The sequence below is a fragment of the Halolactibacillus miurensis genome, assembly GCF_900116255.1.
Lineage (GTDB): Bacteria > Bacillota > Bacilli > Bacillales > Amphibacillaceae > Halolactibacillus > Halolactibacillus miurensis.
The window spans coordinates 80,318-95,505 of record NZ_FPAI01000008.1; the positions used below are offsets into that span (position 1 = coordinate 80,318).

Here is a 15,188-nt window from a genome sequence, read left to right on the forward strand (position 1 = left end):
TCCTTTAATTCACATCTTATCACTCTAAAACTTTGTGTCAATAAAACGCTTACTTTATGAAACATTGTACCAGAACTTGATGAAAAACACGCTCTTTCATCGACAAATCATGACACATATTGTATTGAATAAGTCCCCCCCTATTTCAACAACATGAATGTTTATCTACTGTGATTTAATAATCTGAAGATTTTTGAGAACTATATTATCTATACGAAGGCGTGTAAGCGCTTTTATAATAGAGTTACATTACATTAGAAGGAGTGGCATAAATGAAGACATACCGTCAATTACTTTTGTTCATTAGTTTTGTCTTACTGATTCAACTGATCATCCCTATTGAACCAGCTCAAGCAACACACTTACTCAACAACAATGGGTTTGAAACAGATCCTTTTGAAGACTGGGACATAGACTCATCCAATTGGGATTTAGCTACCTTAACCCACAGTACCCAAGACGTACAATCTGGGAGCTATCATTTAAACTATTTTAACGATGATACAAATTCAAACACGGAAACCATCACGGTTTCCCAGACGATCGCGAATGTTTCCGCTGGCAACTACACCCTCTCTGTACAATCAATGGGGGGAAGTGAGTCTGTGGCAGGTCACGTGAGACTTGAAGCAAACGCATTACAATCAGATGTCTTTATGACAACCGGTTGGGGAAACTGGGAAACGTCTGAATTTAACTTCTCACTGGAAAACGACCAAGAGATGACCATCACTTTGACCGTTGAGGTACCACCTGGTGGATGGGGCTATCTTGATAACGTTGAATTGGTGCGTCAAGATGACAATACGACAACGCCGGTAGAAGCTGATATCCATGTTGAAAAGGTTGATGGACTAACCGATGATTTCATTAATGGTGTCGATATCAGCTCTATTATTGCTTTAGAAAATAGTGGTGTTAAGTTTTATAACGATCAAGGCGACGAGACAGATATTTTTACTACACTTAAGGACAAAGGCGTGAACTATGTCCGCGTAAAAATTTGGAACGACCCATACAACGCCGAAGGTTTTGGTTATGGCGGCGGGAATAATGATGTGGATAAAGCCCTCACCATTGGAAAACGCGCGACAGAAGCTGGCATGAAAGTCCTTGTCAACTTCCACTACTCCGACTTTTGGGCCGATCCCGCGAAACAAATGGCACCTAAAGCTTGGGCAGATTTTTCATTAGAAGAAAAACAAGTCGCGATTGATGACTTTACAACCTCGACTTTAACGACATTAATCGATCATGGGGTCGATGTCGGTATGGTACAAGTCGGAAATGAAACGAATAATGGTATGGCTGGTGAATCCGGTTGGACGAATATGCTGGCGCTATTTGATGCCGGTACACAAGCGGTTAGAGCGGTCGATCCTTCCATTGATATCGCCTTACACTTTACTAACCCTGAAAAAGGCACTTATCCTGGTTATGCCAAACGACTAGACGAGGCGAATATTGATTACGATATTTTCGCTTCAAGTTATTATTCATTCTGGCACGGCTCACTTGAAAACTTGACTGATACTTTGTCACACGTTGCTGACACATATGACAAAGACGTCTTAATGGTGGAAACAAGTTATGCCTATACACCAGAGGATGGTGATGGCCATGAAAATACGATTAAAGGAACAGAAAACAATCCACCTTATCCGTATACGGTTCAAGGTCAAGCAAATGCGATAAGAGATGCGATTGAAGCCGTTGTCAATGTCGGTGAGCACGGCTTAGGTGTCTTCTACTGGGAACCAGCCTGGTTACCTGTTGGCCCTAAAGAAGATGTCGAACAAAATAAAGACATTTGGGAAACATACGGCTCTGGTTGGGCTTCTAGTTATGCAAGTGAATATGACCCAGAAGATGCTGGTGTATGGTACGGGGGTAGTGCCATCGATAACCAAGCATGGTTTGATTTTGATGGGAACCCACTACCAACAGCTAATATTTTTAATTATGTCAAAACCGGTACCATTGCACCGGTCGTTCTTGAAACGATTGACGTACCAGAGATAACCGTTCATGTCGGTGAAACGATTCTCTATCCAGAAGACGTCACTTATCGTTATAGTGACGGTTCTGAAGAACAAGTTGGCGCAACATTTGATGCCCTTGTTGATACGAATCTTTCTCCTGGGACTTACAAAACAACAGGTACAACTGAAAAAGGTGATGATGTCACCCTAACAATCAAAGTTCTTGCCCAAAACTTTGTCGTTGACCCAAGCTTTGAACAAGTTAGTGACGCTTGGCAATTCACCTTTAACAAAGTAACAAATCAAGCCTCGATTAAAGAAGGCCAAGGTGATTCACATACCGGTCAATTCCATACGCATTACTGGTCAGATGAACCGATTGATTTTGTTTTAAGCCAAGAGATTGACTCACTTGAACCTGGAATCTATCAGTTGTCGATGTACAACCAGGGTGGTGACCATACTGATGGGGCGTTACTGTTGTTTGCAGAATCAGATACAAGATATGTTCAAGAAACAACGGTCAATGGTTGGGCGAACTGGCAATATACGACGATTGAACATATTGTAGTAACAGGTGATACTTTAATTATTGGCGCACATATCACCGCAAACAGCGGGGCATGGGGTACGTTAGATGATTTCAGTCTAATCCGGACAGGTGATTTACCGAGTGATCCTACACCTGAAAACCCAGACAATAACGAGACACCTGATGATTCTGACATAGAAGATGAGGAAGAAGGAGGCGATGACCCTGTCACAGATGATGATTCAGAGGTAGATGAAGATGATGACACGAATGATGAATCAGACACAGATACACCTGAAGATACGTTAGCGATTGATGACGCATCAAACATGACTGAGACCGATGATTACTTTGTAATTAACTCATCAAAACCAGTTATTACTTTTACTGAATCCGTGACACAAGCGTTAGACCGGCCTGTCTTCATTCAACAACCAAATCTATCACTGCTTATACCATATGAAAATCTCGTCAGTGACAGCGATGTGTCACTTCGTGTGGAACAAGTGAATGATCTCTCACTACAGACAAAAAGTCCTGTTTATCGTTTCAATTTAACGAATCTTTCCGGTCCGATCACGTTCCAAGAACCTATTGAAGTAACCTTTACCGTGACCGAACCTGTGGCTAATTGGGATGACCTTGTGATTCAATACTTATCTGAGTCAGGTGACGTTTTAGAAACAATTAAACCTACATCCTTCAATGTAGCAAATCAAACCGTGACAGTAATGTTAACCCACTTTAGTCTTTACACAGTCGCAGAAGTGGCATCAACACCTGAACGACCAACAGATAACGAGACAAACACTGATAATGACACGAATCAAGATGACACGGTAATTGATAACGATGTAAATAACGACAACGCATCGAATCAAGAAGCAACGACTGACCCATCAGATAATGAAACACCAGATGATTCAGAGAATACAAGCGGTGAACAGTTACCAAATACTTCAACTGTAACATTTAACCTTATTCTACTTGGTTTACTATTCATTTGTGTAAGTTCATTCATCATGTATTCTTACCAAAGAAAAGCATCAAATTAAGGAAAAAACTACAACTGTAAATAATTAAGGACAAACATATACCCCTAATCGACTCGATTAGGGGTATTTATGCGGCTTGTTAAAGTGTTGATCTTTTCCTTACATGTCTTTTATCCTGTTTTACTCTATCTCTTCTAAGACATCGGGATAGACAACCGTATCTTGAACTACCCCCACCTAACATTCTAACGAATGTTTGAGGAAGGTGTCTTCTCGCCCTAATACGATAAAGACATGCATCATTTTTTCATGTCTTATTCCTCCAATTTTTCAAAAATATTGTCTTATCGCTTCATCCTATCACATCCCTCCTACTTTTTACATTGGTATCCCTATTCTGTTACTCATTAGCAAACGCCTCTCAATAAGGAAACCGATTGCATGATATTTCATCAGTGATTCTCCCCCTCTAATTCAGCAAAAAACATATTGTCCTTGTATTTTAGCGTAGTAAATCGCTTACTCTTTTATTTTTTTATAAACTTTTTATGCGAAATCGCTTTCATTTAATTATCTCATGTTGTATGATAAACATAGAGATTAATCTTGAGGAGGAATCACATATGGGAATGCCTAAAGCTGTGCTATTTGATTTAGACGGTGTTATTGTTGATACCGCTAAACATCATTATATTGCTTGGCGTGCACTCGCAAGTGAATTAGGTTTTGAATTCACTGAACAAGACAACGAACGTTTAAAAGGCGTCAGTCGAATGGATTCGTTAAATATTTTACTAGAAGTCGGAGGGTTAGCGTTACCCGAAGATGAAAAACAACAACTAGCTGCTAAAAAAAATGACCAGTACGTTAAAGCAATTAAACAAATGGATGAAACAGAGATTTTACCTGGTGTAACAGCGTTTCTCACCGCTTTAAAAGCAGCCGGTATTAGCTTCGCTTTAGGTTCAGCAAGTAAAAATGCGCCGATTATTTTGAACCAAATTGGGCTGTATGATGCATTTGATGCGATTGTTGATGGCAATGTGATTGAAAAAGCTAAACCAGACCCTGAAGTCTTTTTAAAAGGAGCCGAGTTGCTCGGCGTTGCCCCAGAGGCGTGTGTCGTGTTTGAAGATGCCCAAGCTGGGATTGAGGCTGGTAAAAATGCCGGTATGTATGTTATTGGTGTGGGCGATCCCGAGGTGTTAACCGGGGCCGATGATTACGTGAGTGACTTATCAGAGATGACGTTAGACCGTCTCGCTCATTAATCCTTAATGCAAATAATGAAAGCGATCACAGAGTAGGAGGAATTTATTATGAAACCGTATTTAAAAGAACATCCTTGGTCTATTATCGAAGAAGGCTTTGATCAAACGAAACATGAAATCTCAGAAAGTATTTTCAGTATCGGTAATGGCCATATGGGTCAGCGCGCGAACTTTGAAGAAACCTACACAGGTGCTTCACTCCAAGGCAGCTACATGGCAGGTGTCTACTACCCAGATAAAACCCGTGTCGGTTGGTGGAAAAATGGCTACCCTGAGTACTTTGCTAAAGTCTTGAATGCGACGAACTGGATTGGATTAAAGCTTGTCATCAATGGGATTATCCTTAATTTAAATACTGCTAAAGTGTCTGAGTTTAAACGTGAACTTAATATGAAAGAAGGCTTTTTATACCGAGCCTTCACCGCGACACTTGAAAATGGCGATATCGTAACGGTAGAAGCGACACGATTTGTCAGTATTACAATGAAGGAAATCGGTGCGATTGAATATAAAGTGACACCCGTTAACTTTGACGGCGAGATAGAGATTACCTCTTTCTTAGACGGCGACATCATTAATAGTGACGCTAATTATGATGAAAAGTTTTGGGCCGAGGTGAACCAAACAGCCACTGACAATAAAGCCCTTGTCACAGTAAAAACAAAAAAACTTGATTTCTATTACACATCAAAGATGCAAACCTTTGTCGATACCGACGGCGTAAACATTGAACCCACGACTGCATCTACGCGCGAAAAATATGCCGACGTTGTCTTCCACGCGCCGCTTAAACAAGGGAAAACGACAGCTATTTATAAATACGCAGCCAATGTTACAAACCGCGATCATGCTCATGACGTCCTAGAAGCTGTAGCGACAGCCAAACTAACCGACGCTGTAAGTATTGGATTTGGCGCATTAAAGTCCGCACAAAAAGACGCTTGGGATAAAAAATGGCAGGATAGTGATATCGTCATCGAAGGTGACGTCAGTGCCCAACAAGGGATTCGTTTTAACATCTTCCATATGAACCAAACATATACTGGCGAAGATGCGCGCTTGAACATCGGGCCAAAAGGCTTTACGGGTGAAAAATACGGCGGCAGTACTTACTGGGACACCGAAGCATACTGCTTACCATTCTATCTTGCGACAGCGGACCAAAATATTTCCCGCAACTTACTCGTGTATCGTCACAATCATTTAGAAAAAGCGAAAGAAAACGCACAAAAACTCGGCTTCACTAAAGGTGCACTCTACCCAATGGTCACAATGAATGGTGAAGAAAGCCATAACGAATGGGAAATCACCTTTGAAGAAATTCACCGTAACGGAGCGATTGCTTATGCGATTTATGACTATGTCAACTACACCGGTGACAAAGACTATATCGGAGAATTAGGGATTGAAGTCCTCGTTGAAATTTCTCGTTTCTGGGAAGAACGCGTTCACTACGTCCCACGTAAAGACGTCTATATGATGCACGGTGTGACGGGGCCTAACGAATATGATAACAACGTCAACAACAACTGGTACACGAACCGCATCGCCAGCTGGACACTTGACTATACGTTACAGTCACTCCGTGACTTAAAAGAAACCGATCCAAGTCTTTATCAACAATGGGTAGAGAAACTACATCTTCAACCTGAAGAAACAACTAAATGGGAAGATATCATTGATAAGATGTACTACCCCGTTGACGAGAACTTAGGCGTCTTCTTACAAGCGGATAATTTCTTAGATAAAGAGATTATGAAGGTAGAAGACTTAGATTCTAAGCATTTACCTCTTAACCAAAACTGGTCATGGGACCGAATTTTACGCTCATGTTTCATTAAACAGGCGGATGTTTTACAAGGCATGCATTTCTTAAATCATGAATATGACCTTGACACAATTAAACGCAACTTTGACTTCTATGAGCCAATGACTGTTCATGAGTCATCACTCTCACCATGTGTCCACTCAATCTTGGCTTGTCAACTTGGTTATCAAGATAAAGCGTATGACATGTACTTACGTACCGCCCGTCTTGATTTAGATAACTACAACAATGATACAGAAGATGGCTGTCACATTACGAGCATGGCCGGCACGTGGATGTCTGTTGTCCAAGGCTTTGGTGGTATGAAAGTTATCGATCACGACTTACACTTACGACCATTTATTCCTGGCAAGTGGGACAGTTTCTCATTCAAGATTGTCTTTAGAGGGGCACGTCTGAACATTCATGTAACCCAACAACACATTGAGGTCACAAATGAAACAGCTGTCGACACTGCTGTAAAAATTTTCGATGAAACCGTTCATGTGGGTGGAAACGAAACCGTATCCGTCAAAACAAAGTAAAAACCTTAAACATTAAGCCGTAAGACGTCACCCCTACGACGTCTTACGGCTTGTTTCATTTTATGTTGTCAGCTGTGTAATCCTCTTTTACTAGAAATAATTCTTACCTACTTGTTAGACGATTGTTTCTGTATGACATACGCCTGAAAGTCTTTAAATGGGATGGGCCGGCTAAAGTAATAACCTTGAACATAATCACACGTGGTTGCCTTTAAGAAATCACGTTGCTCCTTCGTTTCGACTCCTTCTGCGACAACCGATAAACCTAAACTCTTTCCCATAGCTAAAATTGCATGAACGATGGCTTTTGTTTGATCTAAGTCACGGATAAAAGATTGATCAATTTTTAGTTGATTGACTTTTAACTTATGTAATTTTTCAAGTGATGAATACCCTGTACCAAAATCATCAATCGACACACCAACACCTAATGCTTCAATCTGATTGATCGTTTCTTTCACTCGCGCAGAATGACTGACAGATGTTTCCTCTGTTACTTCTAATATAAGATGATCTTTCGGAAAAGCTGTCTCCTCTAATATCGTTTTTAAGACTAAAGGAAAGTGACTATTTTCTAGTTGCTGGATCGACACATTCACCGCCATTTTAAACATCCCTTCCGTCATCTCTACAACCTCGCGCATCGTTGAACATGCTTGTTTAAGCACCCACTCACCAATGGGCAAAATTAGACCATAATCTTCTGCGATTGGAATAAACTCACCTGGTGACACACGACCAAGCGTGTCATTTTCAAAACGAAGAAGGGCCTCTGCTCCAACAACCTGATCCGTTTTCACATCGACAACTGGTTGATAATGAAGCGTAAAATCTCGGTCAAAATCCGCTTGCTGGAGTGCTGTTTTCACCTCGAAGATCCGGTTCATCTCTGTCGCGAGCGTTTTATTGTAGTGGACAAAGGTATTCCCTTCATGCTTTTTAGCTTCAAACATGGCAATATCCGCGTGCATTAATAAGGCATTCGAACTGGCCCCATCAGTAGGATAAATCGCCACACCAACACTACACGTAACAAGAAGTTGGTAGCCTTCTAAGTCAAACGGTACATCGAGGTATTTAAAGAAGTCTTCAAGTCGCTCATCGACTTGATTGTGGTCTTCCTCTAACATCACTACAACGAATTCATCCCCGCTCACACGAGAGATTAGCGATGATGTAAAGGTGCGACGCAATGTGTCCGCAAACTGAATCAACAAATCATCCCCAACCGCATGACCCAAATTGTCATTAATGGTTTTAAAGCGGTCGATATCGATATACAATAAAGTGACAAACTGATGCTCTTGTCCAATTAACCACTGATCAATGTAACGAGTGATGAACGAACGGTTATAGAGGTTGGTTAACTTATCCTTTGTCTCAAGTACATCAATCGCTCGTTCATGTGCTTTCATCTCAGTGTTATCAATAAAGATCCCGACAAAACGAGCGAGATTATCTGCTTCATCTTTAATAGAAAAAATCTTTAGAAACTCAGGAAATATCTCGCCACTTTTTCGCCGATTCCAAATCTCACCTGTCCAAGAACCGTGTGTCAAAATGTCTTCCCACATCTTTTCATAAAAATCAGCCGTGTGCTTTCCCGACTGTAAAATACGTGGATTTTCCCCTAGCACGTCTTTTTCTGTGTAACCCGTAATTGTCGTATAAGCGTCATTGATCCATTCTATATCACCGTTTAAATTGGTAATGACAACCCCTTGGTTCGTATTCTCTAACACCGAAGCCAACATCTGATTATATGTTTTTAATTCTATTTCTTTTCGCTTATCAATATAAATCGCACACGTCGCGAGTAATACGTTATCCACATACACCGGCATAGCGACCAGCTGAACGTGAATGGCCTGACCACTTTTTGTTTGGCGAATATTATTTTGAGTAATAACCATACCTTCATTTATCTTCTCTTTATTCGATTCAAACAGATCGGTATAGCCTTTCGGATATATTAATTGTTCTGGCGTGCGGCCGATTGTCTCTTCATGCTTATAACCAAATAAAGCTTCAAAGTGTTGGTTCACTTTTTTCACCCGATATTCCTGGTCCATCACCATAATGGCATAAGGCGATTGTTCAAACAACACGTTGAAATAACTATTATTCTCTAACAGATCAGTGACGTCGGTTACAAGTGAAAATAATAATGTTTTCCCTCTAAATGTCACTGGAATGCTGTTCACCTTTACTTCACGAATGCGACCGTCTTTTAGCCGGTGGCGGAACTGAAAATACCGCTCCTTTTTCCGCTTCGCCTCAGCTATCTTTTGTTTAACCGACGCCATCGGTAGTGTGTTAATATCAAAAATAGTCATGCGTTTTAATGTCTCTTTTTCGTACTGATAAAACTGACAGGCTGTTTGATTCGCCTCTATAATTTGACCATCAACTGGCCGAATAATTAATACCGGTAAATGATGTTGTTCAAATAACGTATAATAAAGATTTTCTTCGCAACCATCTTGGGACTGAATAATTGGAGCCATCTGTTGGTCCACCTTCTTTCCTTGGACTAGCTATTAGATATCGTTGGTAGGTCATGTAAGTTCCCCTATTATATCATGACAAAAACCCTTCTCCTAGCGATTTATCATAACCTTCCCTACTTAAACAGACAAAAACAGCTACTTATCTAAAAGCAGCTGTTTCATCGGCTTGTCTTCCATCTATTTGGCGTTAGTTTTTAAAATCTAACAATAGGTTTAACTGATACGTCTGGGTTGGATAAAGCGTAAATTCAGGGTGCGTTTTTTGTCCCCATGAATCATCGCCACCAATCCCCATTTGAGACGCATTGACTGTCATGACAGTCTCGGTTACCTCTGGTAAGAGGTGATGGTGCGTCGCTGTTTCTATTTGATTCGCACGATAGGGTAAAGCACTTGCTTCAAATGGTGTCTCACCTTTAACGGTAAAGGTTGTCACATCATTTGAGAGACTCATGCGATACACATCTATTTTATTTCCGCATTCCTGTGGTTTCAAATACGGCACCATCTGATCCGTTACTTTTGCGGTGTAATGACCGACTAATTGAGACGTGTAACGATCGATATAAGACTCTTCTGGTCCACGACCGAGATAATCTAATGTTTGATAGTCTTTTGGCAGTCCAAACGTTAACCCAACCGCTGGAATCTCAGGTAAGTCTCGGTTCGGTGTAAAGCGGTAATCCAGTGACACCTCTCCCATCGTTTGAATCGACAATTCAAGACGCGTTTCACTATTTTTAAGTGCCGGATAACGGTGGCGTGATATGACTGTCACCTCTGTCGTTGACGTTTCAACATCTAATGACTGTAACGTCATATCCGCTGTCGCCTCTTTAAAACAAGCACTGCGCTTGTCTAGTCCATTTCCACGGTCGTTATCCGTCATCGCGCGCCAGAAGTTAGGTAAGACAGGACTTGTGAGCATGTCTTTCTTGCCTTTAGAAAGCTGCGTGATTAATCCTGTTTCCGTTGAAATGACCACAGCAAGATGCTCATTTTCAATGATGATGGACTGATCTTTCTCTATGACAGAAAGTGGTGAAGTCGCTTGTTTCACCGTTTCTTGTACCACATGTTGTTTGACTACAGGTAAAGCGAACTGATCATAAGCTAAACAATCGCCTTTATTCGCAAATGTATTCGTTTCTGTATAGAGTATCGACAGATTAATATGATAGACGTCTCCTTTGTAGTCAGATAAATCAGGATCAAATGTGACCGTTACCCGTTCACCCGGAGCACAATCAACGGTCGTTGTATCACTCCTCACGACATCCCCATCAACTAACCAATCGAATTTTAAGGCATGCGCATTTAAATTCATAAATAAGTAACGGTTTTCAATCGTGACCTCACCTTTTGCCGCATCTAATAGCTCAAACGCAACGGGTTGATATTGACGTTTGACTTCTGCCAGTTTTGGTGTTGGACGACCATCGGCGAAGACAATCCCGTTACCACTAAAGTTGCTGTCATGTGGTGATTCACCAAAGTCGCCTCCGTAGGCAAGGAAGGGTTGTCCATCTTTTGTCTCGTGGCGAAGAGCCTGGTCTTTAAAGTCCCAAATAAATCCACCTTGTAAAATATCATATTGATAGAATAGGTCTTGGTATTGATTAAAGTTGCCGAGCGAGTTCCCCATCGCATGCGAATATTCACAAAGAATATACGGTTTTTTATTCGGTGTCTCACTTTCAGCATATTGTTTAATGCCCTCTGGCGAAATGTACATCGTACTTTCAATATCACTTGCTCGCTCTGAGTCGCGGTAATGGAAGATTCCTTCGTAATGAACGAGACGTGACGGGTCTTTTTCTTTAAAGAAGTCATGCATTTTAATAAAGTTGTCGCCACCAAATGATTCATTACCGAGTGAATAGATCACAATCGATGGATGGTTTTTATCGCGTTCAAACATGCTTTCAGAACGGTCTAAGACATTATTTGTCCACTCTGGTTTGCTACCTGGAACAGTGTCTTCTAACGTTTGTTGTCCATAACGCCACGTACCATGTGTTTCTAAATTGACCTCATCAATCACATAAAGACCGTACACATCACATAAATGGTACCAATACGGATCATTCGGATAGTGTGACGTTCTGACCGCATTAATATTCGCCCGTTTCATCGTGAGAATATCTTCAAGCATATGTTCTTTTGTGACCGCGCGACCAACATCATAATGAAACTCATGACGGTTGACACCTTTAAAGACGATGCGCTCCCCATTGATTTTCATTAGCCCATCTTTTAACTCAAAGGTACGAAAACCCGTGAAGTGTTTTTCTGATACATACACGTCTTTTTCAGGTTCTTTTAAGCTAACGGTTACCGTATAAAGATGCGGAAATTCTGCCGACCACTTCTTCGGTGATTCAATAGCGGATGATAGTGTCAGGACTTCAGTCCCCTCTTTTAAAGTCACTGTTTTTTCTAATGGCTCATCAAACACTAACTGATCACCATCATAGAGGTTAACAAGACACGTCACCGTTTGTTCCTCATCGCTGTAATTTCTTAACGTCACATCGATGTTAAACACACCATCTTTATAGTCCTCATCAAGTACAGGCTTAATAAAGGTATTATCAATATGAACAACTGGTTGACGATATAAATAGAGATCACGGAAGATCCCACTTAAACGCCAAAAGTCTTGATCTTCTAACCAGCTCGCATCACACCAGCGGTACACTTCTAGCGCAAATGTGTTTTCACCTGGTTTTAAATATGGTGTCACATCAAATTCACTCGCAGTAAAGGTATCTTCACTGTAACCAACAAAGTCACCATTGATCCATAAATAAAAAGCGGACTCAACCCCCTCAAGGCGGAAGTAAACCGGTTCTTTCGTGAAGTCTTCCGGTAAGTCTATTGTTTTTAAGTAATGGCCGACCGGGTTATAGTTTGTCGGCGCAAATGGCGCTTTTATGTCTTCATGTTCCACCCACGGATACGTCGTATTGGTATACTGTGGATAATCATAACCTTCTAATTGCCAGTGACTCGGTACCTTGATAGGTTTAAAGTTTGACTGATCAAAGTCGTCTCGATAAAACCCTTCCAGTCTTTCACTTGGATTTTTCACCCAATAGAAATTCCACTCACCACTTAGTGATAGATAGCGATTTGATTGTTCTTTATCCAGTGTACGTGCGGCTTCCTCTGAATCAAACGGCATATGGTCGGCCGTTAAGGTCCGTCGGTTTAATTGGAAAATTTCAGGGTTGTTGTTCCACTCAGGATAACCGTTTTTTGGTGGTGCATAGGTGTATTTTGGATAATGTTTCATTCTGTTTCCTCCTGTACTTTAAAATGTAAGAGATACCCGCGAGCATCTCCCGCGTCACTACGGTCGATATACCGGTCTAACTCTAATCCATGGTACATCAATTGATCCCCATAGAAAATACTATCTGTGCCGACTAATGTGTAAGCTTTATTCTTCTTTAAACCGACTAGCTTGAGTTGTCTAAAGGCAGGGTTTGGTTGTGCTTGTTGTTGGATGTAGGTAACTAATACGTCTGTTTCATCTTGAGACACAAATTGCCAACTGGCATGAAGTGGATCATCAAACGGGCTAATCAGCCTGGTCATTTGCCCGAACTGAACTACCGGTTGAACCTGTTTATAGTGACGAATCTGTTCTTGAACGATTGTTTTTTCTTCTTTTGATAATTGACTCGGGTCGAGTTCATACCCCAGCATACCACTAAAGGCGACGACCCCTCTTGTCTCGATTGGCGTCATCCTTCCGGTTTGATGATTCGGCACCGCCGATACGTGTGCCCCCATCATCGAAGCAGGATACACAAGAGACGTCCCGTACTGAATCTTGACCCGCTCTAGGGCATCCGTGTCATCACTCGTCCATCCTTGCGGCGCATAATACAACATGCCTGGGTCAAAGCGCGCCCCACCAGCGGCACATGATTCAAACAAAACGTTTGGAAAATCGGTCGTTAGTAACTCATATAACCGGTATACCCCTAAGATATAGCGATGTCTAAAAGAAGTTTGGTCAGCTGGGGCAAGATGAACGGAACCTGCTTCAGTCATAAACCTGTTCATATCCCATTTAACATAGTCGACGTTTGCCTCGGTTAAGCGCTCTTTGATTAGATGATAGATATAATCAATCACCGCTTTATTTGAAAAGTCTAACACATATTGGTTACGTCCCGGACTGTTTGGTCGATTGTTGACTCCAACGACCCAGTCTGGATGAGCATGATAGAGTTCTGACTTTGGCGAGATCATTTCAGGTTCAATCCAAAGACCAAACTGAAGACCGAGTCCGTGAATCTTTTCTGATAAAGACCTCAGACCATTCGGTAACTTCTTCTCATCAACAAACCAATCACCGAGTGACGTTGTGTCGCTGTTTCTCCCTTTAAACCAGCCATCATCTAAAACGAATAACTCAACACCCAGCTGTTTTGCTTCTGTTGCCATCTGTAACAATTTATCTTCATTAAAGTTAAAATACGTGGCTTCCCAGTTATTGATAAGGACAGGACGTAATTTATCTCTCCAAACGCCACGGGCTAAACGGGTGCGGTATAGAGTGTGATAAACTTGACTCAATTTATTTAAGCCTTGGTCTGAATAAACCATCACCACTTCTGGTGTCGTAAACGTTTCGTCCCTTTCTAATCGCCAGTTAAAATCAAACGGATTAATCCCCATCGTCACACGGGTCGTGTCATAATGATCGACCTCCATTTGTGCTAAGAAGTTACCGCTATAGACTAAACTAAAACCGTAAGCTTCACCAACATGTTCTGCAGTCTCAGGTCGTAATAAAGCGATAAACGGATTGTGTTGCGGGGAACTCGCTCCACGGGTAGATTGGATGTTTTGTATCCCAGCATGAAGCGGTGTCCGTTTTATATGGCGCTCACGCGCCCACGAACCCGCAAGTTCTAACCAATCAAATTGGTTATGATTGAAATCAAGTGATGCGCTCATCATTTGATTAATAATGAGGTCATCTCGGTGATGATTTGTTAAAGTGACGTGACGTGTTATTACCGGATGATGTTGATAAATTGTATAAGAAAGTGTTAATGTTGCCTCTAACACCTCATCTCTTAAGAAGACTTTAAGCGTATCTGCCTCCTCACTAGATTCGACATATGTCGCCGGAAGTCCTTTCAATTTTGTTTTTCCTTTTACTTTTTCGTATCCCGTATAAGTAAATCGACTGACCCGATGGCCGTCTTTATTCGTTAGCTGAACAGCGGGCAAGCGAAAATCACTCCGAGAAAAACTCGGGTATTCTTGTCTTATCACATCCATTGAAAGCGCCGCATCCGCTTCTGTACAACTATTATCTTTTACTTCCGTATAAAACAACTGACTAAAGTCAGCGACATGACTTAGTTTTTTTCCGTAATAAAGATGCGTGAGTTCTCCATTTGGTAAAACGCTAAAAAGATAACTCACATCCCGATTGGTTAAATGGAATGTGAGCGTCTCTTCATTGACATAAATCGCCATTAAATTTCCTCCCTTAACTGTCAAACTTCCTATCGTTC

6 protein-coding genes are annotated in these 15,188 nt (G+C 41.3%); 3 read left to right on the forward strand and 3 right to left on the reverse strand.

Annotated elements, in window-relative coordinates; translation table 11 throughout:
- The first annotated feature begins 272 nt into the window (after nt 1-272).
- The 3 genes from BM390_RS15805 (at nt 273) to BM390_RS07020 (ending at nt 7,132) form a co-directional block, all read left to right on the forward strand.
- The gene (locus BM390_RS15805; RefSeq protein ID WP_177220659.1) at nt 273-3,569 is read left to right on the forward strand and encodes a glycosyl hydrolase 53 family protein; all 3,297 of its coding nucleotides are present in this window, start codon (nt 273-275) and stop codon (nt 3,567-3,569) included.
- A 563-nt stretch (nt 3,570-4,132) separates the two neighbouring features.
- Complete coding sequence (gene pgmB / locus BM390_RS07015; protein ID WP_089853746.1) at nt 4,133-4,780, forward strand: beta-phosphoglucomutase; 648 nt, start codon at nt 4,133-4,135, stop codon at nt 4,778-4,780.
- Nucleotides 4,781-4,828: 48 nt separating this feature from the next.
- The gene (locus tag BM390_RS07020) at nt 4,829-7,132 is read left to right on the forward strand and encodes a glycoside hydrolase family 65 protein (RefSeq protein WP_089853749.1); all 2,304 of its coding nucleotides are present in this window, start codon (nt 4,829-4,831) and stop codon (nt 7,130-7,132) included.
- Between the two features lie 107 nt (nt 7,133-7,239).
- On the opposite strand, the gene BM390_RS07025 is transcribed toward BM390_RS07020, so the two are convergent.
- The 3 genes from BM390_RS07025 to BM390_RS07035 form a co-directional block, all read right to left on the reverse strand.
- A complete protein-coding gene (locus BM390_RS07025) occupies nt 7,240-9,639 on the reverse strand; it encodes a sensor domain-containing protein (protein WP_089853752.1) in 2,400 nt (799 codons plus the stop codon).
- Nucleotides 9,640-9,829: 190 nt separating this feature from the next.
- On the reverse strand, nt 9,830-12,940 hold the full coding sequence (gene lacZ / locus BM390_RS07030) for a beta-galactosidase, LacZ type (RefSeq protein WP_062322760.1): 3,111 nt from the start codon (nt 12,938-12,940) through the stop codon (nt 9,830-9,832).
- A complete protein-coding gene (locus BM390_RS07035; protein WP_089853755.1) occupies nt 12,937-15,150 on the reverse strand; it encodes an alpha-galactosidase in 2,214 nt (737 codons plus the stop codon). Before BM390_RS07035 ends, lacZ begins: the two co-directional genes overlap by 4 nt.
- Between the last annotated feature and the right edge of the window lie 38 nt (nt 15,151-15,188).

Excerpts from the sequence above, each read along its gene's own strand:
- BM390_RS15805 (WP_177220659.1), top strand. The coding sequence starts at position 273 with ATGAAGACATACCGTCAATTACTTTTGTTCATTAGTTTTGTCTTACTG.
- pgmB (WP_089853746.1), top strand. The coding sequence starts at position 4,133 with ATGGGAATGCCTAAAGCTGTGCTATTTGATTTAGACGGTGTTATTGTT.
- BM390_RS07020 (WP_089853749.1), top strand. The coding sequence starts at position 4,829 with ATGAAACCGTATTTAAAAGAACATCCTTGGTCTATTATCGAAGAAGGC.
- BM390_RS07025 (WP_089853752.1), bottom strand. The coding sequence starts at position 9,639 with ATGGCTCCAATTATTCAGTCCCAAGATGGTTGCGAAGAAAATCTTTAT.
- lacZ (WP_062322760.1), bottom strand. The coding sequence starts at position 12,940 with ATGAAACATTATCCAAAATACACCTATGCACCACCAAAAAACGGTTAT.
- BM390_RS07035 (WP_089853755.1), bottom strand. The coding sequence starts at position 15,150 with ATGGCGATTTATGTCAATGAAGAGACGCTCACATTCCATTTAACCAAT.